Raw genomic sequence first — 24,502 nt, 5'->3', positions numbered from 1 at the left:
TGGTGATCCAATCTGTCCGGGCGCTACCCGATCTCCACGGTGCGCTGGAACCAGTCCACTGCGCCGTCCAACGACTTCTCCACCTCGACCCGGGTGGAACCGGCTGCCAACAGGAACGCGATCTTGTCCATGCTGTTGCGCGGCGCGGCCAGCCGGGTCCCCACCTCGGCGCCGGGCCGGTAGTCGACGATCCCGGCCGTCGGGCACTCGGCCGGAATGCTCATCAGCATTCCGGGTCGCGGCGGGACGAGCGCCAGCCCGGCCTGTTCGATCGGGACCGGGTCGAATTCCGGTGGCGAATTGTCCGCGAGCGCTCGTACGTACACCTCGGGCAGCGTGATGCCGAACCCGCGCCGCAACATCCACTCGATCATTCCGCCGCCCATTCTGCAGGCGATCTCGTTGAACACCAGGCCATGCCGTTCACTGTGGAACACCTCGGCGTGGAACATGGAGATCTCCGGCGTGGGCAGCACGGCGAGAGCGCGACCGGTCAACTCGCGCAATGGTCCCAGAAGCGGGTCGTCGGGATCCAGCAGGGCGCTGCGCAGGGCCGTCCCGCCGAGCAGGTCCAGGCAGGAGGTCGTGCCCTGTGAGGACGGCCACATCAGCCGCACCTCGCCACGCACGGTGATCCCATCCACGTGGAACAGCTCGTGCTCAAGGTAGGACTCCACAAGCAACTGGGCGCCGTCGTCCGTGCCCAGTTCACGGGTCTCCGCGACATAGCCGAGCAGCTCGGTCTCGTCACGCAGCACGTGCACGCCCTCGGAACCACCGCCACGGCGCGGTTTCACCACCACCGGGTAGCCGTGTCGGTCGATGAAACCGAGCACATCCGCGAGGTGTGCGACAGGGGCGAAAGGCACCAACGGAATACCTGCCGCACCGAGAAGTTCCTTCATCCACAACTTGTCCCGGAACGCCCGCGCGCCTGCCACGTCCTGGCCGGGCACGCCGAACAGCTCGCGCAGCCGAGCCGCCCGAAGCAGGTCGAATTCGGACAGCGAGATGACCCGGTCGAAGCCGAACCGCTCGTGCAGGCGCAGCGCCGCCAGCTCCACCGCCGGGTTGAAGTGGAAGTCGTCCAGCACGGTGGTGTGCTCGTAGCCTGCCAGCTGCGCGGGGTCCGACACCGCGTCGGCCGCGGTGATCAGCACCGCCCGGTTGTCCTCGCCGAGCCAGGCCGGAAAGTGCCGGTCGGCCAGCGGCGTGCGGTTGAGCACCAGGTACCTCATCGCACCTCCACCCGGATCTCGCGGCGCAGTTCGGCACAGACCTCGTCGAGATCGTCCATACCGGCGGCGGAGAACACCACGTGCCCGTGCGCGCCGGACAGCTGCGGGGCGATCAGGATACGGTCCCCGACCCCGTGGTAGAGCGCGATCTCGCTGACCCGCGGGTCCTGCTCGTAGCGCTCGACGCCGTGGAACCGCGCCAGCTCCCCGGCCCGCTCGGCGTAGATCCGGTAGAAACCGGTCGGCGTCGGCGAGTCCCGCACGGTCAGATCGGTGTCCCGGCCGGTGGCCAGGTCCAGCAGCACCGTGACCATGTCCACACCGGTGCTCCGCAGCACCGACTGGTAGACCGCCGCCCCACCGAGCCTGGCCGCCGTCTCCAGGATCACCGCGCGGCCCGCCGCAGTGACCCGGAACTCGGTGTGCGTGGCGCCGATACCGATCCCCAGCGCGGAGTTGGCGGCGGCGGTGGCCTCGCCGATCCGCCGCACGAGCTCGGCGGGCAGCCTGCTCGGCGTGCTGAAGTAGACCTCGTAGAAGAACGGTCCTTCCATGGGCAACGGCTTGTCGTGCACCGCGAGTACCTCGGTCCGTCCCGCGCGCACCACGGACTCGACGCTGATCTCGCTGCCCGGAATGTACTCCTCAAGCAGGATTGCCCGGTCGTATCGCTCCGCCGTGCGCTCGTACAGCGGGTCGTGGCTGAACCCGTCCCAGGCGCCGCGGCGGATCGCGTCGAAGTGCTCGGCCAGCTCGGCGTCGCCGTCGACCCGGCGCACGTACTTGCTCCCCGCGCCGATCAACGGTTTGAGGATCAGCGGGTATCCGACGCGGGTCGCCACCTCGCGTGCCTGCGCCAGGCTCGCGGCCAGCTCGAACCGCGGCTGGTCCAGCCCGACCGCGGCGAAGGCCGACCGCATCGCGAACTTGTCCCTGGCCAGGTAGGCCGCCCGTTCGTCGACACAGGGCAGTCCCAGCTCGGCGGCCACGGCCGCGGCGGCGGGCACGCTCTGCTCGACGAACGTCAGCACCCCGCGCACCGGCTCGCGCTCCTGCGCGGCCAGCGCGCGTACCGCGGTCAGCGTCTGCTCGATGCTCGTGGTGTCGGCGGACACCACACGGTCGGCGAAGTCGACCTCCCAGGTCGGGTCCTTCATCACGATCAGCAGCCGCTCGCCGTGCGCGCGGCAGTAGTCCCGCACCCGCGTCACGTGCGGACGGCGGCTCGGGTTCGTGGTGTGCAGCAGTACGACACTCATTACGTTCCGTGGTTCCTTCGACGTCGAGAGCGGCTCGCCGCTAGCCCGTTCGGAAAAACGTCTAGCCCGCTCGGAGTAAACGGAGACCCGCCTTGGGGGCGGACGAACGCCCGCGCCGCCCTTTCAAAGGACCGTAGTGCGGTCCAGGCAACACGATGGCCTTTGCATGACCCCTCGACTGCGAGCCTCCGGACTCAAGCCTCTGGACAAAGACCGCGTTCACCGGCAAACTGCATGCTAGCCTAGCACTCAGGGGGAGGGTAGGCTTTCAATACATCAAAGCAGCGACTCGGCTGCGCGAGACCCGACGGGCCCGAACCCGCCGGGTCAACCTTTCGCGTTCATTTTCAGTGCGATCTGGGGAGGATTGCCCTACTATGTCCGAGCGTAAAATCGTCATTGGCGACCGCATCGTCGACGATTACTCCGATGCATATGTGATCGCCGAGATCGGGCACAACCACGAGGGCGAGCTGGCGCGCGCCGAGGAGCTCTTCCACATGGCCGCCAAGGCCGGCGCCAGCGCGGTCAAGCTGCAGAAACGCAGCAACCGGACACTGTTCACCCGGCACATGTTCGACGAGCCCTACGTGGGCCGCAACAGCTTCGGCCCCACCTACGGCAAGCACCGGGAAACACTTGAGTTCGGCCGCGCGGAGTACGTCCACCTGACCGGCCTGGCCGCCGAGCTGGGCATCGACTTCTTTTCCACCGCATTCGACAGGGACAGCGTCGACTTCCTCGTCGATCTCGACGTCCCGGCGATCAAAATGGCGTCCGGTGATCTCACGAACACGCCGCTGCTCACCTATGCGGCGGCCGCCGGTAAACCATTGATCGTGAGCACCGGCGGCGCCGACATGGATGATGTCCGGCGCGCCGTCGACACCATTCTCCCGATCAATCGACAGCTCGCGCTTCTCCAGTGCACGGCCGTCTACCCGGCCACCCCGGAACAGCTCAACCTGTCGGTCATCGACACATTCCGCCGCGAGTTCGACGGCGTCGTCGCGGGTTTCTCGGCACACGACCTGGAGGTCGAGTCCAGCTGGGTCGCCTACGCGCTCGGCGCCAGGGTGGTGGAGAAGCACGTCACACTGGACCGGGCCCGGCCCGGCAGCGACCACCACTTCTCGCTGGAGGCACAGCATCTCAGCGCGCTGGTGGACGGCCTGGCCCGCACCCGGCTCAGCCTGGGCTCGCCGGTCAAGCGGCACCTGACCGAGGAGCTGCCCGCGATGCGCAAGATGGCCAAGAAGCTCGTGGCGGCCCGGGACCTGCCCGCCGGGCACGTGCTCACCGAGGCCGACGTGGCGATCAAGTCCCCGGGTGACGGTCTGCGCCCGCACCTGCTGCCGCAGGTGCTCGGCCGCCCGCTGGTGGCCGCGCTGGCCGCCGACGCGGACATCCGGCTCGACGGTCTCGGCTGATGCGGATCAGTCTGGACGGCCGGGTCGCCGTGGTGACCGGGGTGCTGGGGCGCCTCGGTCCGGTGTGGACCGAGGCGCTGCTTGGCGCGGGCGCCGAGGTGGTCGGCATCGACCTGGCCGAGGAGATCCCCGCCGCGCTCGGCGAGGTGCTCGGCGAGCACGACGCGACCCGGTTCCACCTGCTGCGGGCCGACGTCACCGACCGGGCGAGCGTGCGCGCGGCACTGGCCGAGTGCCTCGGCCGGGTCGGCGCACCCGCCGTTCTGGTCAACAACGCGGGCATCGACTCGCCCCCGTCGGCCACCGGTGGCAGCTGGCGCTTCGACGACATCCCGGACGAGGTCTCCGGAGCGGTGCTGGAGGTCAACGCGCTGGGCACGCTGCGGATGTGCCAGGTGTTCGGCGCGGAGATGGCCCGCCGGGGCACCGGGTCGGTCATCAACATCGGCTCGCTCTACGCGGGCATGGCGCCGGACCCCCGGCTGTACGAGCACCTCCCGGTGGACCCGCCGTTCCTCAAGCCGCCCGCCTACGGCATGTCCAAGGCCGGGGTGGCCGCGCTGACCAGGTACCTGGCCGCCCTGTGGGGCCCGCTCGGGCTGCGCGTGAACACGCTGTCCCCCGGCGGGGTCCTCGGCGGTCAGGACGAGCGATTCCGCGCCAAGTTCACCGACCGGGTGCCGCTGCGGCGGATGGCGCTGCCCGCCGACCTGACCGGCCCGCTGCTGTTCCTCGCCTCGGACCTGAGCAGCTACGTCACCGGCACCGAGCTGATGGTCGACGGTGGCTATGTCTGCTGGTGAGCCCGCGACTTCCCGTGGAGACACAATGACTCTCTCCCCCGGCGGCACCGTCCGGCTGGGCTTCGTGCCGACGACGGCGTTCGCGCCGATCCTGGCGCTGCCCGACCGGCACGACCGGTGCCGCGCGTTCGCCGACGCCGTGCGCGTCAACACCCTCTACAGCGTGATGCGAGCCGGGTCCGGGCACATCGGCTCCAGCTTCAGCGCCGCCGACATCGTGTCCTGGCTGCTGCTGGAGGGACTGGACGAGCCGTTCGCCCCGGACGGCGACATCTACTTCTCCTCCAAGGGGCACGACGCGCCCAGCCTCTACGCCGCGCTGATCGCGCTCGGACAGCTGCCCGAGGCGGACCTGCACCGGCTGCGCAGGCTGGGCGGCCTGCCGGGGCACCCGGACGTGCGCACCCCGCACATGCACGCCAACACCGGTTCGCTTGGCATGGGGATCTCCCGTGCCAAGGGTTTCGTGCTGGGCGACCGGCTCACCGGGCGACGGCGGCGGGTCGTCCTGCTCACCGGGGACGGGGAGCTGCAGGAGGGCCAGAACTGGGAGGCGCTGGCCGGGGCGGTGCACCGGGAGATGGGCGAGCTCACCGTGGTCGTCGACCACAACAAGCTCCAGTCCGACACCTGGGTCCGGGACGTCAGTGATCTCGGCGACCTGGAGGCGAAGTTCCGCGCCTTCGGCTGGGCGGTGCTGCGCTGCGACGGCAACTCGGCGCCGGAGTTCGCAGCCGCCTTCGCCCGCCGCGAGCGGGAGTTCGGCGCCCGGCCCGCGGTGATCATCGCGGACACGGTGAAGGGCGCCGGGGCGACGGTGTTCGCGGCGACCTCGATGCCCGAGGGCGAGTGGATGTACCGCTTCCACAGCGGCGCACCGGATGTCGGGTCGTACCGCGAAGCGCACGAGGAGCTGGTGGCCTCGGTGAACGCGATCCTGCGCAGGCACGGCGCGGATCCGGTACGGCTGTCGGTGGTCGAGCACACGCCGGGTGCCCGGCCGTCGGGGCCGCGGCTGCCCGAGGTGTACGGGCGGGCGCTGACCGAGCGGGCCGCCGTCGACGAGCGGATCGTCGCGCTGGACGCGGATCTCGTCCTGGACACCGGGTTGATCCCGTTCAAGGAGCAACTCCCGGACCGCTTCGTGGAATGCGGGATCGCCGAGCAGGACATGGTGTCCATGGCGGGCGGTATGGCCGCGCGCGGACTCATACCGTTCGCGCACTCGTTCTCCTGCTTCCTGCACGCACGGCCCAACGAGCAGATGTACACCAACGCGACCGAGGACCGGAAAGTCGTCTACGTTGGCTCGCTGGCGGGCCTGCTCCCGGCCGCGCCAGGTCACTCGCACCAGGCGGTCCGCGACGTCAGCGCGGTCGGCGCGATCCCCGGCCTGGTCGTGCTCGAACCGGTCAACAGCGCGGAGACCGTGGCCGCCGTGGAGTTCTGCGCCGACTCGCCGCACAGTGTCTACCTGCGACTGGTCAGCACGCCGGTCCCGGAAGCGGCCGAGGCGCTGCCGGTCGGGCCGCTCGTGCTCGGCCGGGGTCGGGTCGTGCGCCAGGGCGGCCGGACCGTGGCGATCGGCTCGGGCCCGGTGGTGATCCCCCAGCTGCTGCACGCGGCCGAGCTGCTGGACACCGACCTGACCGTGGTCAACCTGCCCTGGCTCAACCGGGTCGACGCCGAGTGGCTGGCCCGGCTGGTCGCCGAGGCGGATCATCTTGTCGTGGTGGAGAACCACTACACCCGCGGCGGGCAGGCCGACCTGGTCGCCCGCTGCCTGCTGGAATCCGGGTTGCCGCGACTGCCCACGTTCAGCGGGCTCGGCCTGACCGAACTGCCCGCCTGTGGGGCACCGGACGAGGTGCTCGACGCACACGGCCTGAGTGCCGCCGCGCTCGCCGCGCACATCACGCAACGATCACCGAGGAGATGACCATGGACACCGTGTACAACGACTTCGTGCGCCCGCCGCAGGAGGTCGTGGACGGCTTCCGGGCACTGCTGCCCGAGTACAGCCCGAGCTGCATGGTCACCGACGCGCAGCGCAGGCACGGCGCGATCGGTGGCATGCAGGTGGTCCGGCGCGAACAGCGGGTGGCCGGGCCCGCGCTGACGATCAACCTGTCGATCGACGACTGGGTGAACACGCTGCCGATCCTGGCCCGCGCGCAGGAGGGCGACGTCGTGGTGATGGCCTGTCACGGAGTGGCCACCACCGCGATGTGGGGCGGGCTCACCGCGACCGTCTCGCACACGTTCGGCATCGCCGGGGCGCTGGTGGACGGCGCGGTGCGCGATGTCGACGAGATCCGGGACATCGGCTTCCCGGTCTGGTACCGCACTGTCGTCCCCCGCCAGTCCCCGGGTGCCGTGCACGACCGCGTCGAGCCGGTGCAGGTGAACGTGCCGGTGTCCTTCGGCGGTCAGCTGATCAACCCGGGCGACATCGTGGTGGCCGACGAGAACGGCATCGCCGTGGTGCCCCGGCAGTCGGCCGAGCAGGTGCTGGCCGCCGCCCGCGAGGTGTGCGACCGGGAGAACGCGATCCGGGACCGGATCAAGGCGGGCGCCACGGCGGCCGACCTGCGCGCCGAGTTCGGGAACCTCTGATGCGCCTGTACATCACCGGCGCCGACGGCAGTCTCGGCACGGCACTGCTCGACCGGTTGCGGCGGGACGAACGCACGGCGGACTGGCCGGTGCTCGGGGTGTCCGTCGCCGACTTCGACATCGCCGACGAGACGGCGGTCGCCGAGTCCATCGACGCCTTCCGGCCGGACCTCGTGCTGCATCTGGCCGCCGTCTCGATCGTGGCCGCCTGCCAGACCGACCCGGAGCTGGCGTTACGGGTCAACGTGGCCGGGGTGCACCAGGTCGCCGAGGGGTGCCTGCGGCACGGCAGTGGGCTGGTCTACATCTCCAGCGACTACGTGTTCGACGGGGTGGACGCGCCCGCGGACGGGTACCGCGAGACCGACGTGCCCAACCCGCTCAGCGTCTACGGGCTGACCAAGCTGGCCGGTGAGCAGATCGCCGCGACCGTGCCTGCGCATCTGGTGCTGCGCACCTCCTGGCTGTTCGGCGGGGCCGCGGAGAACAACGACGACGTCCTGGCCACCATCCGGCAGGCCGAGCGCGGCGAGCGGCAGCCGTTGATCGAGGACCAGCTCAGCAGGCCCACCTACACCGTCGATCTGGCCCGGGCGATCATCGAGCTGATCACCATGGCGCCGATGCCGACCGGCACCGTGCACGTGGCCAACGAGGGTCGGGCCAGCCGTTACGAGCTCGGCGTGCACGCGCTGCGGGTCTACGACGCGAGGTTGGACGCCGACCATCCGCCGGTGCCGGTCGCGTTCGCGGACACCGTGTTCGTCGGCGGACGGCCCAAGGTGTCCGCGCTGAACACCGACCGGCTGGCCGCGCTGGGACTCACCATGCCCAGCTGGCAGGACGCCGTGGCCAGACACTGCGTGGAGCTGCGCCGAGCCGGGCAGCCGGAGGAGAGGGTCGGATGAGCGGTCGGAACACGGCCTGGCGCAACTGGGCGGGCTCGGCTCGCTGCGTGCCGCAGGAGCTGGTCGTGGTGCGGGACGAGGAGGACATCGTCCGCGCGGTGCAACGGGCGGCCGCCGCCGGGCACACCGTGCGTACTGCGGGCACCGGCCACTCCTTCAACCCGATCGTCACCACCGACGGTGTCCTGCTGGACCTCACCGGCTATAGCGGGATCGTGTCGGTGGACCGGCACACGCCCGCGGTGACCGTGCGGGCGGGCACCTCGCTGCGGCGGCTCAACCTGGAGCTGGAGAAGGTGGGGCTGGCACTGTCCAACATGGGCACGCTGGACGAGCAGACGATCGGGGGCGCGCTGTCCACCGGGAACCACGGCAGCGGCATCACGCACCCGCCGTTCACCGGGCAGCTGCTGGGACTTCGGCTGGTCACCGCCGACGGCACGATCCGTGAGTGCGCCGCGGACTCGGACCCCGAACTGTTCCTCGCGGCGGGGACCGCGCTGGGCGCACTGGGCGTCCTGTCCACGGTGACCCTGCGGTGCGTGCCGAGGTTCAAGCTGCGGGTGGTCAGCGGCAGCGAGCCGCTGGCCGCCATCCTGGCGGACGCGCCTGCCTGGGCGAGCCGCTCGGACCACGCCACCTTCAGCCTCAAGGCGTGGAGCGGGCCGAACGCGTCCACGTTGAAGCTGGACCGCACCGACGACCCGGTGTCCGCCGACGCCACCCGGCGCCGGTACGGCAACACCCTGGGCGAGGTGCGCTGCACCCTGGCCGGGCTCGCCGGGCGGGTGGACCAGCGCGCGGTGCGCGGACTGATGACCGCGCGGCTGCCGTTCGCCGTGGACCGCCCGCCGCACTACGTGGACCGCAGCTTCGACGCGTTCACGTTCCCGCAGCCGGTGAAGTTCCTGTCCCTGGAGTACGCGCTGCCGGTGACCGAGCTGGCCGAGGCGGTTCCCGCCGTGCAGCGGGACGTCACGCGGTTCGGTCGGCAGACTCCCTACTCGGTCACGGTTCGCTTCGCGGCCGCCGACGACTTCCTGCTCAGCCTGGCGCACGGGCGCACCACCGGGTTCGTCAACATCACCGTGCCGCGGACGGTCGGCTATACCGAGCTGCTGCGCACGTTCGAGGCGGTGCTGCGGGAACACCAGGGCCGACCGCACTGGGGCAAGGCGCACACCGCCACCTGGGACGTGATCGCCGACCGGTACCCCGGCTGGCAGCGGTTCCAGGCGGTGCGCGCCGAACTGGACCCGCGGGGCATGTTCACCAGCGACTACCTACGCCGGGTGCTGGGCGGGTGAGCCAGGTCCGGGCGCTGTTGCTGGACTTCGACGGCCTGGTCTGCGACACCGAACGGGCCGCCAGGGCCTCCTGGGCCGAGGTGTACCGACGGCACGGGCACGAACTCTCGGACGAGGTATGGCAGGCGATGGCGGGCAGGCCGAGCGGCGAGTACATCGCCGCGGCGCACCTCGGTGGGCTGATCGGCCGCGAGCTCACCGCCGACGAGCTGCGGGACCGCCGTCACCGCAAGGCGGAACTGTGTGCCGCCGAACCGCCGCGCCCCGGCGTGCTCCGCCTGCTGGAGTGGGCCGACGCCCGGGGTATGCCCGCCGTGATCGTCTCCAGCTCGGGCGCGGACTGGGTGGGCCCGCACCTGTCCCGGCTCGGCATTCGCGGCCGCTTCGCCGAGCTGGTCACCGGTGATCTCGTGCCGGTGCACAAGCCCGCGCCCGACCTGTACCTGTACGCGCTGGACCGCCTCGGCCTCGCCGCGACGGCCGCACTGGCCTTCGAGGACTCCCCGACCGGGGTCGCGGCGGCGAAGGCGGCCGGGCTGCGCTGCGTGGCCGTGCCCAACTCGGTCGGCTCGGCGACCGATCTCGGTGCCGCGGACGTGGTCCTGGAAAGTCTGGACAGCTACCTTTCTGAGGTGAACCCGATATGACCGGTCCGATGTCCATCATGGACTCACTCGTCCGTTCCGACGTGCGCCGCCCGGAGTGGTTGTGGCGCAGTGGGAAGCTCGTGCCGTGGCAGGACGCGTTGGTCCACGTCAACGCGGTCGGCCACGCCTCGGTGGCCGCGGTGTTCGAGGGGATCAAGGCCTACCTGTCCCACGACGGCGAGACCCTGCTGCTGTTCCGGCTCGACGAGCACCTCAAGCGGCTGTACGACTCGGCCCGCATCGCCCGGCTCACCTTGCCGCACGACCAGGGGGAACTGCGCGAGGCCGTACTGGAGGTGCTGCGTGTCAACAACTACCGTCAGGACGTCTACCTGCGCCCCTGGGCGTTCCCGGCCGGGATCATCCAGGAGCAGATGGTGCCCGCGGGCGTCGAGTGCGAGGTCGTGGTGGACAGCTGGCAGTTCACCAGCGGGCTGGGCACCGAGCGCGGGTGTCGGGCCGCGGTCAGTTCCTGGGCACGCATCAGCGAGGCCGCCATGCCGCCCCGGGTCAAGGCGTTCTCCAACTACCACAACGGCAGGCTGGCCATGATCGAGGCCAGGGAGAACGGCCACGACTGGCCCATCCTGCTCAACGACCGCGGCAAGGTCAGCGAGGGCCCCGGCGCCTGCCTGGCCCTCGTCCGCGACGGTGTGGTGGCCACGCCGTCGTTGACCAGCGGAATCCTGGACAGCCTCACCAGGGACACCTCGATCCGGCTGCTCACCGAACTCGGATACCCGGTACAGGAGCGCGAGGTGGACCGCAGTGAGCTGTACCTCGCCGACGAGATATTCTTCATGGGCACCGGCTGGGAGATCCTCCCGGTGACCACAGTGGACGGTCTCCGGGTCGGCGACGGGACAGCGGGACCGATCACCCGACAGCTCGACGCGGCCTACGAGTCGGTGGTGCGCGGCCGCTCGTCGGAACATCCCGAATGGCTCACCCCGGTGACCGGATGAGTGGCTGCGTCAGAGTTCCTGCAGGCACAGCACATAGGATTCGGCGGGGGCGGGTCTGCGGCTTATCTCTATCCCGTTTCGGGTGGTCACGTAGTACTTCGTCACGATGAAGGTGTGCGTGTAGCCGCGCACTTTCCGGCAGGCCGAGTCGAGGGTCGTGCCCGCGAACCGCTGTTTGACGCGGAACATTCCGCGCGCGCAGGGCGCGGGGATCATATCCGGGTCGGTGTCGGTTCCGGTCTGTTGCAGGCATGTTCCGACGGTGGCGGAGTCCTGCGGGTCGACGGGCACGGTGTCGATGGGCGGGGCGTACTCCGTGGTGATAGGCGCTGTGGTGATGGGCTCTGTGGTGATAGGCGCTGTGGTGATGGGCTCGGTCGTGGTGGGCGCCGTGGTCGTCGTCGTTTCGAGGGTTGTCGTGGGCGCGACGGGTTCCGAGGAGGCAGCGGGCGGTAGCGACTCGTCGTGTCCCGAGAACGCCGTCCGGACGACGATGACGGACGCCAGGACCACCACCACGACCGCCGCGACGACCAACCATGGTCGGCGGGTCCGGGCAGGCGCGGCGTGGTGGACTCGGAAGTGCACCACGCCGCCGTCCTGCATGGTGACCCGGATCAGCGTGCCGTCGACGGCTTGTGCCGGTACGCGCATCGTGATCTGTCGCGCCGGTCGCCCCTCGCCCGCAGGCACGGTGACGACCCGGACTATGTCGTGACCGACCTCGGCGGCGGTCAGTTCGAACAGCAGAGGGTGGTCGGCGGATCCGTCCGGTTGCACTGTGTTCGGCCTCGCCTTCGCCAGGGGTGTCGCGAAAGTGGTAGCACGATGCGCTCTACTGCGGGCCGGGATTCGCGCGAGATGTCTAAAAACTGTCCAGCGATTGACACAGGGCTATCGCATATCTTTCGCGGTGAGCGGTGTTGCGTCACCCCTCCGACGCTCCGAACCGGGGCCTGTTCGATCGCATCAATATCCACATGACCAATGAGTTCCCATGGATACATTGGATGCTCCGCCGGAAACTTCCGCGATGATCGGATCCGCGGTTGACTCTCTCCTGGCATTTCTGCTCCGGGAGCCGCATCCGCAAACGCTGACGGCCCGCCGGACGCGTCACCTGCCGAGGTGCAGTTTGCGCACGTAGGCGGCTATGACGCGCACCTGCTTGCGCTCGTCGGCGTCCAGCGACGCGTATCCCTCCATCGCCTTCTTGGCCACCAGCGCCAAGGTCCCGCCCGCGACCGGCAGCCCGATGCCCGGGAGCAGGGTCGCCGCCAGCGTGGCCGCGCCCAACCCGACCGAGACGATCGCGCCGATCTCCCCGCCGACCCTGGCCAGCGACACCAACGCCTGCCGCACGTCCCGCGCGGTCACACTGCGCGACAGTCGTTCTATCTCGTCATCGACATCCTTTGCCCAAGCCATGGCGCACACCCCTTTCGTCGAGGAATTGTCGTCGAGGGAGCTATCGGAGGTCCCACCCACTACATCGAGTGAGCTCCGGGCTTGACTCTCCGACAAACGGGTGAATTCTCGCCAAGAACCCACTCGATGGAATCCTGGGCGGAAAGATTCCTTGCGGCGGGCTCGGCGGAATACCGCGTGCACCGAAATGAGGCGGACTCAGCCCGGCTTTCGTTGTGGCCGGGGCAGGCGGGTGGCGGCCAAGGCGGCCAGGACACTTGCGGCGAGTACCCACCAGAAGGTGTCGGCGAATGCCGCTGGGGAGTCGGGGCCGTGGACGGTCAGCCGGGATTGCAGGATGACGGCCAGGGCCGCGGTGCCCACGGATCCGCCGAGGGTGTTGAGCAGGCTGAGGGCCCCGGCCGCGCGCGGGAGTTGGGCGGCGGCGACGGCGCGGTAGGCGAGGGTCATGATCGGGGCGCCGATCATCGCCGCGCCCAGGCCGCGCACCAGCAGGGATACCGCGATGGCGGCGTCGGGGATGTCGTGGTCCAGTTGGGTGAACACGGCCGTGCCCAGGGCGACCAGGACGATTCCGGTCAGCACCAGGGTTCGGGGCGCGACGCGGTGCACGACCCGGCTGACCCACACCGAACCGAGGGCGGCGCCGATGCCTTGGGGGGCGAGCAGGAGACCGGTCTCCCACGCCGTCTGGCCTGCCGCGCGCTGTAGGTAGAGCGGGAGCAGGAACATCGTGCCGAAGACCGAGGCGCCCAGGACCACCAGGGCCATCGCCGCCACGCCGAACGGGGGGCGGGTGAACAGGCGCGGGTCGATCAGGGGGACGCCCGCCATGCGCAGACCGTGCACGACGAAGGCCACGAGCATCGACGCGCCCACGACGATCGCGGTGACGCTGAGCGGGACCGAGCCCGCGTGGCTCAAGCCGGTCAGGCCGTAGACGAGTACGGCCAGGCCGGGTGAGAGCAGGGCGGCGCCGCGCAGGTCGAAGGGGGTGCGGTGGTCGGCTCGGGCGCCTGCGGGGACGCATCGGCGTACCAGCAGCAGGGCGACGGCGCCGATGGGGATGTTGACGCAGAACAGCCAGGGCCAGGAGGCGACGCCGAGGATGGCCCCGCCTGCGAGGGGGCCCAGGACCGGGGACAGCAGGGGGACCACGGAGACCACGCTGATCACCCGGCCGATGCGATCCGGGCCCGCGGCACGGGCGAGCAGGGCCTGTCCCAGGGGTGGCAGCAGCCCTCCCGCCGCGCCTTGCAGCACCCGGAAGGCGATGAGGCTGGGCAGCGACCATGCCAGCGCGCAGAGCAGCGACGCCAACAGGAACACCGCGATCGCCGCCGCCCACGCACGCCTGCCGCCGACGCGGTCGGCCAGCCAGCCGGATGCCGGGACGGCGGCGACGACGGCGAGCAGGTAGGCGGTGCTGACCCAGTGGATGTCCGTGACCGAGACGGCGAATCGGTCGACGAGGACGTCCAGGGCCACCGAGACGATGGTGCTGTCGAGAGTGGCCATGAACGTGCCGAGCACCAGGACGAACGCGGCCCGCCACAGGGCCCGGTCGACGGTGGGGCGCGCCGCGTCGGTGCTCACGTGCTCTCCTTCGGCAGGCGGTCCACGTCGTCATCGAGCAGAACCGGTCGGTCGAAGGACGAAAACGCGCCCAGCCAACGCTTATCGGTACTCACGTGAACTCCCCCAACAGCCGGTCCACGTCCTCGTCGAGCAAGGCAGGCAGCACACGCAGGGCGTGCATGAGATCGGTGGCGATGGCGTCGACCTCGTCGGGAGAGAAGACCCCGGCCTGGGGTGAGAGAACGCCCGTCCAGCCGTCGTCGGTGGGGACGACGGTGAGGGTGAGTGGGTGGTGGGTGCGTTCGCGGAAGCGGGTTTCGGTGACGATGAGGCCGGGAGCGGGTTCGCGCAGGCGGTTGGGGTCGACTGGGTAGTTCTCGAATACCAGGAGGGTGTCGAACAGGCGCTCGCGGCCGGTGAGGGTGGTGAGTTCGGGGATGCCGATGTGCTGGTGTTCGACCATCGACTGCTGACGCGACTGCGTGTCCGCCAGTGCCTCGGCGACGGTTCCGTCGAGGCGAGCGCGGACCGGGACGGTGTTGGCCAGCAGGCCGAGGATGTCCTCCACTCCCGCCACCTCGGGGGTCCGGCAGGCGACCATGGTGCCGAAGGTGACGTCGCGACGGCCGGAGCGTGCGGCGAGAACCGTTGCCCAGGCGCCCTGGAGCATGGTGTTGGGGGTGAGACCGCGATCGGCGCCTGCGGTGGCGAGGGCGGCGACGGTCGGGGTGGGCACGGTGAACAGGACCGGGTCGGCTGCGGTGACGGTGGCGTGCCTGCCGTGCAGCAGGTGGTCGCCCTCAGGTAGATCGGCCAGTTCGGATTGCCAGGCTCGCAGGTCGGCGGCGTGGTCGTGGGCGGCCAGCCATCGGGTGTAGTGGGCGAACGGGGTGGGGTCGGGTAGTTCGGTTCCGCTGTAGAGGGCGAACAGCTCGGTCAGGATCCGTGGGGCCGACCAGCCGTCGGACAGCAGGTGGTGGCTGGTCAGGACGAGGTCGTGGCGGCCGGGTCCGCGCCGCAGCACGGTGAGACGGAAGAGCGGTCCGGTGGCAAGGTCGAACGGTTCGGCCAGGTCCTCGGCCAGCACCCGGTCCCGGTCGGCATCGTCGACCTCCAGCACGCTGAAACCGGGCCAGGGGCGAGCGGGAATGACCTGGACGGCGTGGCCGGGTGGGAACACGGCGCCGAGGTTGGGGTGGCGGGTCAGCAGGAGCGTGCCTGCGGTGTGGAGGGCCGTCGGGTCGAGGTCGCCGTCGAGGGTGAAGACGGCCTGGACCGTGTAGGGGTCGCTGCCTGTGCGGGCCTGGTCGAGCATGAGTTCCTGTAGCGGTGTCAACGGGAGGAGGTCGCCGTTGGGCACGTCGGCGGTGAGTTCGGTGAGTTCGTGGGCGAAGTGGTCGCCCAGCTCCGCGATCTCCGAGGGGGTGAACAGGGCGGCGGGCCAGGTGATGCGGACGCCCAGTTCGTCGTCACGCAGGAGGGCGTTCACCATGAGGGCTTGCGGCAGCGGCAGGTCCTCGCCACCGGAGCCGAGTGGGTCGGCGTCCGGTGGGGGCTGCCAGGCGGTTTCCTCGCCGGGGGCGGCGGGGAAGCGGCCGAGGTAGTTCCAGCCGACCTCGGGTGGGCGTACCAGGTCGCCGCCCAGGATTCCGTGGCCGAGGCCGTCGCCTGCGGCGCGGAGGTGTTCGCGGACGGCGCGTAGGGCGGGTGCGGTGCCTGCGGGTGGGGTGATCCGGGCCGGGTGCACGGCGGTGAACCAGCCCACCGTTTGCGATAGGTCCACCGGGCCGGAGAAGTCCGGGCGGTGTGCCGGGCGGCCGTGGCCCTCCAGCGCGACGAGCAGGTCGGGTGTCGTGCCGCGCCAGGCCGCGACCGCGCGGGCGAGCGCGGTGAGCAGGACGGTGTCGGGGGTGGTGCGGTACGCGGCGGGCAGGGTGGTGATCGCGGCGCGGGTGGTGGCCGGGTCGATCCGGACGTGGTGGTGGCGGGCGGTGGCCGCGATGTCCCGAACCGGGTCGAGCGCGGGCAGCGAGGAGGGCGGGGCGGCGGCGACACGGTGCCAGTGCGGGCGTTCGCTCTGCCGCGCGGGTACGGCGTCGCGCAGGGCCTTCGCCCAGCCCAGCAGGGACATGCCGTGGCGGGGCAGGGTGGCGCCCGCGTGGGCCTGGGCGATGTCGTCGAGCAGGACGCGCCAGGACACGGCGTCGACCACGAGGTGGTGGGCGATGAGGACGAGCCTGCCGAGACGGGACGGCCCCGCGTCGATCCACACCGCGCGCAGAAGTGGCCCGGTGCGCGGATCCATCGCGGCGCGGGCACGGGTGATGTGCTCCAGGGCTTGCACGTCCGGATCATTGGTGGCGGTCACCACGGTGAGTACGTCCGCGCCGGTCACGGCACCCGCTTCGGGAACGCGCAACACCGGACCCGCTTCGGGGTCACGCGACGTCGGTTCGTCGATCAGGTGGGCGCGCACTGCGTCGTGGCGGGTGAGGATGGCGTCGAGGACTCCGTGCCACGTCGCGGCGTCGCTTGGGGGTACGCATATCCGGACCCACTGGCAGAAGGAGTTCGCGGGGCCGCGCCGCAGTAGGTCGTGCATGATCGGGGTGAGGGGGATGTCGCCGACGGCGGGAATGTCCTCTGTGGACACAACAGCTCCGCAGCGGGCCGCGATTCCGGCGATCGTGCCGCCCTCGAAGACGTCGCGGGCGGTGAGAGTGAGGCCCGCGCGGCGAGCCCGGGAGACCACCCGGAGGGAGACGATGCTGTCGCCCCCGATGTCCAGGAAGGAGTGGTCCAGGTGGACGTTGCCGAGTATCTCGCGGAATACCGTGAGCAGCGTGGCCTCGGCCGGGGTGGACGGTTCCCGGGCCTCGGTCGCGGTGTGCAGGACGGGGTCGGGTAGGGCGTCGCGGTCGAGTTTGCCGGTGGGGCCCAGGGGCAACCGGTCGACGGTCACGAAAGTCGTGGGCACCATGTGGTCGGGAAGATCGGCGGCCAGGTGTGCGCGCAGTGCGGCCGGGTCGGGAGCGGTGCCGTCGGGCAGGACGTAGCCGATCAGTCTGGAGTCACGGACGATCACGGCGCAGGCGCGTACGGCCGGATGCCTGCCCAACACGGTCTCGATCTCGGCGAGTTCGATGCGGAACCCGCGCACCTTGACCTGATGGTCGGTCCGGCCGAGAAACACCAGCTGACCGTCCGGCCGCCAGCGCACCAGGTCGCCGGTGCGGTACATGCGCTCGCCCGCCGGGCCGAAGGGGTCGGCGACGAACCGTTCGGCGGTCAGTGCGGCGCGGTTGACATAACCCCGGGCCAGTTTGGGGCCTGCCAGGTACAGCTCGCCCGCCACGCCGACGCCGACCGGGAGCAGGCCCGCGTCGAGGACGTAGGCGCGCACCTGCGGGTCGGGGCGGCCGATCGGCAGCGGGCCCGGGTCGTCCGGTCGGTAGTGCCAGGTGACGGAATTGATGGTGACCTCGGTGGGCCCGTAGGCGTTGAACAGCGCGCGGCGGTCGCCCCAGCGGTGGGCGAGTTCGGGGTCGAGCCGCTCGGCGCCGATCATGACGAGCACGTCGCGGGCGATCGCGCTGTCGTCGGGGATCGCCGCGACGAACGAGGGCAGCAGGTTCACCCCGGTCACCCGGTGCTCGACGATGTAGTCCAGCAGCTCGTCGCCGGGCACCCGCGCCTCCTCGGGCGCGATGACCGAGGTGCCGCCGGACAGCAGTGGCAGCATGAACTGCCAGAAGGCGACATCGAAGCTGGTCGAGGCGAAGTGCAGGTAGCGCTCGCGCTCGCCGATGCCGACGATGTCCTCCTGCAGGGTGACCAGGCTGGGCAGGCCGCGATGCGGGATGGCGACGCCCTTGGGCCTGCCCGTGGTGCCGGAGGTGTAGATGACGTAGGCGATCGAGTCGTCGGTGATGTCCGGTCGGGACTCGGTCGGGTCGATATCCCAAGTGGACGGTCCGAACGCGACTGGGTCGACCACCGGGACCGCGACCGGGATGGCGGGCCTGCCGGTGGCGATCACCGCGGTGGGGGCGATGTCGTCGATCATGAACCGGAGGCGGTCGACCGGGTAGGTCGGGTCCATCGGGACGTGCACCGCGCCCGCCTTGAGCACACCGAACAGTGCCACCACCAGCTCGACGTCCCGGTCGAGCAGCACCGCCACCGGGTCCTGCGGACGCACGCCCTGCGCGCGTAGGGCGTGGGCGAGGCGGTTGGCGCGGCGGTCGAGTTCGGCGTAGGACAGGCTGCGGTCACGGCACACGACCGCCTCCGCGTCAGGCGTCTCGCACACCCAGCGCCCGAACTCCGCGAGGCAGCCGCCGACCTGCCTGCTCGGCTCGGGTCCCTCCCCCAGCGCCAGCATCGCCCGGTGCTCGGTGGCGTCGAGCGCGCGTAGCCGGGCGACGGGGCGGTCCGGGTCGGTGATGATCTCGTCGAGCAGTGTGCGCAGCCAGTGGCCGTAGCGCCGCACGGTGTCCTCGTCGAAGGCGCGCGGCTGGTAGCCGAGGCCGACGACGATCTCCGCCCCGGGGATCACGATCACGGTCAGCGGGTAGTGCGTCGCGTCGATGATGTCCACGCCCACCAGGTCGAGGCCGGGGGCGAGCGGGGTGCGACTCCGGTCGGAGAGCGGGAAGTTCTCCATCACCAGCATGGTGTCGAACAGCTCGCCCAGCCCCGCCGCGCGCTGCACGTCCGGCAGGCCGACGTGGTGATGCTCGACCAGGGCGGCGCTCTCGGCCTGCACCCGCGCGAGGACGGCGGCGGCCGTCTCGGCCACTCCGGCGCGCACGCGGACCGGGATGGTGTTGCCGAGTTGGCCGATCACGCGGTCGACACCGTCGAGTTCGGCGGGCCTGCCGGAGACGGGACAGCCGAACACCACGTCGTTGCGCCCGGTCAGCCTGCCGAGCAGCACTCCCCACGCGGTCTGGAACACGGTCGTGGCGGTCACGCCCTGCGCGCGGGCGAACGCGCGCAGCCGCTCGCTGAACTCCGTGCCCAGGTTGACGGTCACCCGCTCCGGACGCTCCACTGTGGACGCCACGGCGGCCGGGGCGAGTCGGGTGCCCCCGTCGAGACCGGCCAACGCGACACGCCAGGCATCGAGCCCGGCGGCGTGGTCGCGGCTCGCCAGCAGGCGGTGGTAGTCGGTCAGGGACGGGCCGGTCGGTGCGGCGGGTCCGCCGCCGAGTTCGGCATAGGTGGCCAGCAGGGTGCGGCCGACCAGCGGCATCGACCAGCCGTCGAGCAGCGCGTGATGGTTGGTGATGACCAGGCGGTGCTCGTCGGGGCCGAGCGTGCACAGCAGGAAGCGCACCAGCGGCGGGACGGCGGTGTCGAATGGCCGTTCCAGGTCGACGCGGCAGTGCTCGGCCACCAGCCGGGCGCGCTCGTCGGGAGTGTGTCCGGACAGGTCGACCCGCCGCCAGTCGAGAGTGACCTCTGTCGGGACGACCTGGACGACCTCGCCGCCCGTGGTGGTGTGCAGGTGGACGCGCAGCGCGGGATGCCTGCGCAGCAGCTCGCCGGTCGCCGCGCGCATCCGGTCGTGGTCGAGGGCGCCGCGCAGCAGGGTGACCGCCTGCACGACGTAGACGTCGGTGTCCTGGTCGCCGCGCAGCTGGGTGTGGAAGGCCAAGCCGACCTGCAGGGACGTGGCGGGCAGGACGTCGAGCACCCGGCCGCGCCGCTCCAGCTCGTCGATGGCGTCCTGGTCGAGGTCGACCAGCGGCAGGTCGGACGGGGTGAGACCGCCGCCGTCCCGGCCCAGACGTTCGGCGTGCGCGGCGAGGGCGGCGAGCGCCTCGTCCCAGGCGAGCCGCAGGCAGGCGAGCGCGTGCGGGCCGAGGACCAGTCCGGCGGCGGTCCATTCGACGGCGATGCGCGGCTCGGTGCCCGCGCGGACGAAGCAGTTGAGCGCGAGTACCTGTTCCAGCGCCTTGGCCGGGGGCTCGATCACGGCGAACGGGTCGTCGTCGGGCAGCCGCCACCCGCCATCGGTCGCCGGGGCGAACCGGCCCAGGTAGTTGAGCAGCACGTCCGGTGGCGGGATCGCGGCGAAGTCCGCACGGGTCTCGGGATCGAGGTGGCGCAGGACGCCGTACCCGATGCCGTTGTCGGGAACCGCGCGCTTGGCCTCCTTGACCGCACGCACCAACCGACCTGCGGCAGCGCCACCGGCGAGGGCGTCGGCCAGGTCGGCGGGCGTGCGCACGGCGTCGGCGGGCAGGCGCAGGGGGTGCTCGGCGGTGAACCAGCCGACGGTGCGGGCGAGGTCGAGCCCGGCTTGATCCCGACCGTGCCCTTCCACGGTGACGGTCACCGTGTCGCGTTCGTCGCCGCGCCACAGCCGCAGGGCAAGAACGAGCGCGGCCAGAAGCACCTCATCGGAACCCGCGCGGTAGGCGGTGGTCAGTCCGGTAAGGACGGCTGCGCTCGCCTCGGGCGAGGCGACGGTGGTGGTGCGGTGGGCGGTGGCCGTGGTGTCGACGGACTGGTCCAACGGCCGAGCACCGAGCCGGAAATCGTCGCGGGAGGCGCGCCAGTGGTCGATCTCGGCCCGGCGGGCGCCGGTGGCGCCCTGCTCGGCAAGCCGGAGCGCGTGTCGGCGCCAGGAGGTACCGACCGGCAGGAGCGGCGAGCCTGCGCAGGCGGCTTGCAGGTCGGGAACCAGGACCCGCCACGACACACCGTCCACAGCGAGATGGTGGACCACGATCACGACCTCGTCCGGGGCGTCCGACGGCGTGCGCAGCACGGCGACCCGCACGACCTCGCCCGCAGCCGGGTCGAGCGCGGCGGCCAACGCTTTCGCCACCGCGCCCGGATCGTCCCCTGTGGACTCGACGACCCGGTGTGCCGAGGGCCCGGAGACCACGACCAGCTCGCCGGAGGGCGACACCCGCAGGCGCAGGGCGTCATGGTGGTCGACCAGCGCGCGGACGCCACGGGTGAGGTCCGCGAGGGTCAGGGATCCGTTGACGCGCAACGTGGTCCACTGCGCGTAGCCCGCGATCGAGGCGTGATCGGGGTGCGGTTCGAGCAGGGCGCGCACGATGGGTGGCGCGGGCACCGGCCCGGTGGGCTCGTCGACCACCACCGCCTGCACCTCGACGAGATCACGCCCGGCGGCGGCCAGCGCGGCGAAGCTGCCACGGCCGAGTAGGTCACGGGGGCGCAGGTCCAGACCGTGCGCGCGCAGCCTGCTGCTGACGCTGATCGCGGTGATGCTGTCGCCGCCGACCGCGAAGAAGTCGTCGTCCGGGCCGACCCGCTGCACCCCGACCACCTCGGCGACGGCGGCGCAGAGCAGTCGTTCCCGTTCCGTGGTCGGGGCCCGGCCGCCCCCGGCGGCTCGGGGGGCGGGCAGGGCGGCGCGGTCGAGCTTTCCGTTGGTGGTCATGGGAAGCGCGTCGAGCACGACCACGGCCGTGGGCACCAGGTGGTCCGGCACCCCCTCCGCCAACGCCGCGCGGACCTCGTCCGGGTCGAGCGCGGTGGTCCGCGCGGCGGGCACGACATAGCCCACGAGACGGGCCGTGCCGGTGTCGGTACGCACGGCGGCCGCCGCAGCGCCCACTCCGGGCAGCGCGCCCAGCGCGGCCTCGACCTCGCCGAGTTCGACCCGGTGGCCGCGTACCTTGACCTGCCCGTCGCGACGGCCCAGGTACGCCAGACCTCGGCCCGGCACCCACCGGGCCAGGTCCCCGGTGCGGTACATCCGATCACCGGTGGCGCCGAACGGGTCGGCGACGAATCGCTCGGCGGTGGCGCCCGGTCGGTCCAGGTAGCCGCGCGCCAGGTGCGGGCCTGCCAGGTACAGTTCTCCGACGCTGCCCGGCGGCACCACGCGCAGCGCGTTGTCCAGCAGGTAGACGCGGGTCCCGGGGACCGGGAACCCGATCACCGGCTCACCGCCGTCGATCCGGGCACCTACACTGTCCACAGTGGCCTCTGTCGGGCCGTAGAGGTTGCGGGCGGCGACACCGGATTCCGCTATCCGGCGCCACATCGCGGGCGGCGCGGCCTCCCCGCCGAGAATGAGCAACGTCGGTCGGCGGGAGCTGTCGAGCAGGCCCGAGTCCAGCAGCGGGGCGGCCATCGACGGCGTGGTGTCGACCACGTCGATGGCGTCTCGCCCGAACGCGGCGAGCAACGCGGTCGCGTCGCGTGCGGTCTCGGCGTCGTAGAGGTGCAGTTCGTGCCCGCACAGCAACCACACCAGCTGGTCGAGCGCGGAGTCGAAGGCGAACGAGTACGTGTGCGCGGCACGCAGCCGCCGCCCGGCCGCCCGCGCGGCCCCGGCCACCGTGGTGGACCGATGGTGGTGCACGAGCGAGGCCAGGCCGCCGACGCGCCCCAGCACGCCCTTGGGGGTGCCGGTGGAGCCGGAGGTGAAGATGACGTAGGCGAGGTGATCAGGGTGCCGGGGCGCCGAAAGTTCCTCGGCGGACAGTGGAAGATCGGGCAACCCGGCCAGTTCCGCGCGTACCTCCGGCGCGTCGAGTATCAGGTGCGGCACCTCCGGCGGCACGGCGTCCACAGTGGACGACTCGGCCAGCACGAGCACGGCGCCCGCCTCGGTGATCGTCGCGCGCAGTCGTGGTGCCGGGTGCTCGACGTCGAGCGGGAGGAAGGCGGCGCCCGCGTCGAGCACCGCCAGCAGGGCGACGACGAGATCGGTCGACCGGGTCAGCGGCAGCGCGACCACCTCGTCCGCGCCGACACCACGCGCCCGCAGGGCACGGGCCAGTCGACGCACCCGGGCGACCAGCTCCGCGATGGTCAGACGCTCCGCCCCGCACACCAGCGCCGTCTGTCCACGGTGGTCCAAGGCAAGATCCGCCAGCAGGCCGGGCACATCGCGCGGCGCGCCCGGCGCGGCCTTCGTGCACCACGCGTCGAGCAGGGCCGCGCGGTCCTCGGGCGCGACCAGGTCGACCCGGCCGATCGCGGGTGTGTCCGGGCCCGTCAGGCCGTGCAGCAGCGCGAGCAACGAGTCCAGCCTGCGATCGACCCCGGCCTGGTCGTGGGTGCGGGCGTCGACCTCGAAGCCCAGCAACAACCCGCCATCCGCGGTCGGCAGGACGCTCAGCCCCATGTCCTCCGGCGGCCCGCCCGCGACGTTGCGCATGGTCCCGGCCGACCCGGCGAAGTCGAGCGCGAGGTCGAACGCCTTGAGGTTCACGCCCCGCCCGTGCAGCAGCGCGCCCGCGCCGGGCACGGCCAGGTCACGGGGCAGGTCCTCGCCGCGATAGCGCTGGTGCGCGCGCATCTCGCGCATCGCCACGGCAACCCGCGCGGTCACCTCGGCCAGGCCGTCACCGCCGGACACCGCGACCCGCAGGGGCAGCACGTTGACCGCCATGGCCGGGGTGCGCAGCGCGGAACCGAACCGGCACATCAACGGCAGCGCGAACACCACGTCGTCGCGGCCCAGCACCCGGTGCAGGAACGTGGCATAGCAGGCGATGAGCGCCTCACCCCAGGTCGCGCCCACGCTCTCGGCGATCTCGCCCAGCCGTGCGAGGTCGCTCGCGGGCAACACGGCGCGAGCGGTGACCGTGTGTTCGGGAAGGCCGGTCCCGCCCACGACGTCGTCCAGGTCCGGTAGCGGGGTGAACCGCTCGCGCCAGTACGCCCGGTCCTTCTCGGCCCGTTCACCGGCGAGGTAGTCGCGGTCGGCGGCGACCACATCGGCGAACCGCCCGAACGGCGACGGAGCGGGCGGGTTCCCCTGCACCAGGGCCGTGTAGTGGGCGGCGGTGCGGCGGGCCAGCATGGCGGCGGTGTAGCCGTCGAACACCAGGTGGTGGCCCAGCTGCGTGAACCACACCTCCCGGTCGGTCAGGCGCAACACCTTGTGCGAGAACAACGGCCGGTCCACCATCTCCCGACACGCCTCGGCGACCCGGCGGCGTTCCCGGTCGACGAACGCGTGCGCGGCGGCTATCGGGTCCGGCGCGCCGCGCAGGTCGACCACCTCCGGCAGCGGCACCGGCTCGGCGGACAGCACCTGACGCGGCCCGTCCGCGGTGGCGAACACCCGCAGCCGCAGGCTGTCCGCCTCCTCGGTGGTCGCGCGGATCGCCGCGCGCAGCGCCTCGACGTCCACCGGCTCGCCGCCGCCGATCTCCAGCACGTCGCCGACGACGTAGTACGGCGAGTCCGGCTCCAGGCGCTGCGCGTCCCAGATGCCGCGCTGGGCGCGGGTCAGCTCCCAGGTGATCCCGGGCGCGGCCGACTCGGACTCGGTCCCGGGGTGGGCGTGGGCTGTGCTCAACGCGTGCTCCTGGTCGG

General features: G+C 71.5%; 14 protein-coding genes. 8 read left to right on the top strand and 6 right to left on the bottom strand.

The genetic code is table 11. The features are described from left to right. Positions 1-23 precede the first annotated feature (23 nt). Both C503_RS0127805 and C503_RS0127800 read right to left on the bottom strand, forming a co-directional pair. Complete coding sequence (locus C503_RS0127805; protein ID WP_018685498.1) at positions 24-1,238, bottom strand: ATP-grasp domain-containing protein; 1,215 nt, start codon at positions 1,236-1,238, stop codon at positions 24-26. Further along, a complete protein-coding gene (locus tag C503_RS0127800) occupies positions 1,235-2,497 on the bottom strand; it encodes an ATP-grasp domain-containing protein (RefSeq protein ID WP_018685497.1) in 1,263 nt (420 codons plus the stop codon). The genes C503_RS0127805 and C503_RS0127800 overlap by 4 nt, the downstream gene beginning before the upstream one ends. Before the next feature lie 377 nt (positions 2,498-2,874). Here C503_RS0127800 and C503_RS0127795 point away from each other — a divergent pair, with 377 nt between their 5' ends. From C503_RS0127795 to C503_RS0127760, 8 genes are read left to right on the top strand one after another with little or no spacing between them, the layout of a single operon-like run. Further along, positions 2,875-3,927, top strand: a complete 1,053-nt coding sequence (locus C503_RS0127795; protein WP_018685496.1) for an N-acetylneuraminate synthase family protein — start codon at positions 2,875-2,877, stop codon at positions 3,925-3,927. Beyond that, entirely contained in the window at positions 3,927-4,730 is an 804-nt protein-coding gene (locus C503_RS0127790; RefSeq protein WP_018685495.1) for an SDR family oxidoreductase, read from the top strand. Before C503_RS0127795 ends, C503_RS0127790 begins: the two co-directional genes overlap by 1 nt. A 25-nt stretch (positions 4,731-4,755) precedes the next feature. Then, positions 4,756-6,669 carry a transketolase C-terminal domain-containing protein gene (locus C503_RS0127785; protein WP_018685494.1) on the top strand — a complete coding sequence of 638 codons (1,914 nt, stop codon included), beginning with the start codon at positions 4,756-4,758 and terminating at the stop codon, positions 6,667-6,669. Positions 6,670-6,671: 2 nt separating this feature from the next. Beyond that, a complete protein-coding gene (locus tag C503_RS0127780; protein ID WP_026316766.1) occupies positions 6,672-7,346 on the top strand; it encodes an RraA family protein in 675 nt (224 codons plus the stop codon). Next, positions 7,346-8,254, top strand: a complete 909-nt coding sequence (locus C503_RS0127775; RefSeq protein ID WP_018685492.1) for an SDR family oxidoreductase — start codon at positions 7,346-7,348, stop codon at positions 8,252-8,254. The genes C503_RS0127780 and C503_RS0127775 overlap by 1 nt, the downstream gene beginning before the upstream one ends. After that, complete coding sequence (locus tag C503_RS0127770; RefSeq protein WP_018685491.1) at positions 8,251-9,561, top strand: D-arabinono-1,4-lactone oxidase; 1,311 nt, start codon at positions 8,251-8,253, stop codon at positions 9,559-9,561. The genes C503_RS0127775 and C503_RS0127770 overlap by 4 nt, the downstream gene beginning before the upstream one ends. Beyond that, positions 9,558-10,208, top strand: coding sequence for an HAD family hydrolase (locus tag C503_RS0127765; protein ID WP_018685490.1), 651 nt, complete (start codon positions 9,558-9,560; stop codon positions 10,206-10,208). Before C503_RS0127770 ends, C503_RS0127765 begins: the two co-directional genes overlap by 4 nt. A gap of 17 nt (positions 10,209-10,225) precedes the next feature. Further along, a complete protein-coding gene (locus C503_RS0127760; protein ID WP_033401141.1) occupies positions 10,226-11,173 on the top strand; it encodes a branched-chain amino acid transaminase in 948 nt (315 codons plus the stop codon). A gap of 9 nt (positions 11,174-11,182) precedes the next feature. Here the strand turns inward: C503_RS0127760 and C503_RS43685 are convergent, their stop codons facing one another. The 4 genes from C503_RS43685 to C503_RS0127735 all read right to left on the bottom strand — a co-directional run bounded on the left by C503_RS43685 (position 11,183) and on the right by C503_RS0127735 (position 24,485). Then, positions 11,183-11,953 (bottom strand): LppU/SCO3897 family protein, encoded by a 771-nt coding sequence (locus tag C503_RS43685; RefSeq protein WP_018685488.1) that lies wholly within the window; start codon positions 11,951-11,953, stop codon positions 11,183-11,185. Positions 11,954-12,289: 336 nt separating this feature from the next. After that, positions 12,290-12,601 carry a hypothetical protein gene (locus C503_RS0127750; protein ID WP_156893567.1) on the bottom strand — a complete coding sequence of 104 codons (312 nt, stop codon included), beginning with the start codon at positions 12,599-12,601 and terminating at the stop codon, positions 12,290-12,292. 198 nt (positions 12,602-12,799) lie between these two features. Then, on the bottom strand, positions 12,800-14,197 hold the full coding sequence (locus C503_RS0127745) for a DHA2 family efflux MFS transporter permease subunit (RefSeq protein ID WP_018685486.1): 1,398 nt from the start codon (positions 14,195-14,197) through the stop codon (positions 12,800-12,802). Between the two features lie 91 nt (positions 14,198-14,288). Next, a complete protein-coding gene (locus C503_RS0127735) occupies positions 14,289-24,485 on the bottom strand; it encodes a non-ribosomal peptide synthetase (protein ID WP_018685484.1) in 10,197 nt (3,398 codons plus the stop codon). Between the last annotated feature and the right edge of the window lie 17 nt (positions 24,486-24,502).

This window comes from Actinokineospora enzanensis DSM 44649 (assembly GCF_000374445.1).
In the GTDB taxonomy this organism is placed as follows: Bacteria; Actinomycetota; Actinomycetes; order Mycobacteriales; family Pseudonocardiaceae; genus Actinokineospora; species Actinokineospora enzanensis.
The sequence above is the reverse complement of the archived record's forward strand: the minus strand, read 5'-3'. Positions and strand labels throughout refer to the sequence as shown.

Bases quoted from the DNA above. Each gene is read 5' to 3' on its own strand.
- C503_RS0127805 (WP_018685498.1), bottom strand. From the start codon at position 1,238: ATGAGGTACCTGGTGCTCAACCGCACGCCGCTGGCCGACCGGCACTTT.
- C503_RS0127800 (WP_018685497.1), bottom strand. From the start codon at position 2,497: ATGAGTGTCGTACTGCTGCACACCACGAACCCGAGCCGCCGTCCGCAC.
- C503_RS0127795 (WP_018685496.1), top strand. From the start codon at position 2,875: ATGTCCGAGCGTAAAATCGTCATTGGCGACCGCATCGTCGACGATTAC.
- C503_RS0127790 (WP_018685495.1), top strand. From the start codon at position 3,927: ATGCGGATCAGTCTGGACGGCCGGGTCGCCGTGGTGACCGGGGTGCTG.
- C503_RS0127785 (WP_018685494.1), top strand. From the start codon at position 4,756: ATGACTCTCTCCCCCGGCGGCACCGTCCGGCTGGGCTTCGTGCCGACG.
- C503_RS0127780 (WP_026316766.1), top strand. From the start codon at position 6,672: ATGGACACCGTGTACAACGACTTCGTGCGCCCGCCGCAGGAGGTCGTG.
- C503_RS0127775 (WP_018685492.1), top strand. From the start codon at position 7,346: ATGCGCCTGTACATCACCGGCGCCGACGGCAGTCTCGGCACGGCACTG.
- C503_RS0127770 (WP_018685491.1), top strand. From the start codon at position 8,251: ATGAGCGGTCGGAACACGGCCTGGCGCAACTGGGCGGGCTCGGCTCGC.
- C503_RS0127760 (WP_033401141.1), top strand. From the start codon at position 10,226: ATGGACTCACTCGTCCGTTCCGACGTGCGCCGCCCGGAGTGGTTGTGG.
- C503_RS0127750 (WP_156893567.1), bottom strand. From the start codon at position 12,601: ATGGCTTGGGCAAAGGATGTCGATGACGAGATAGAACGACTGTCGCGC.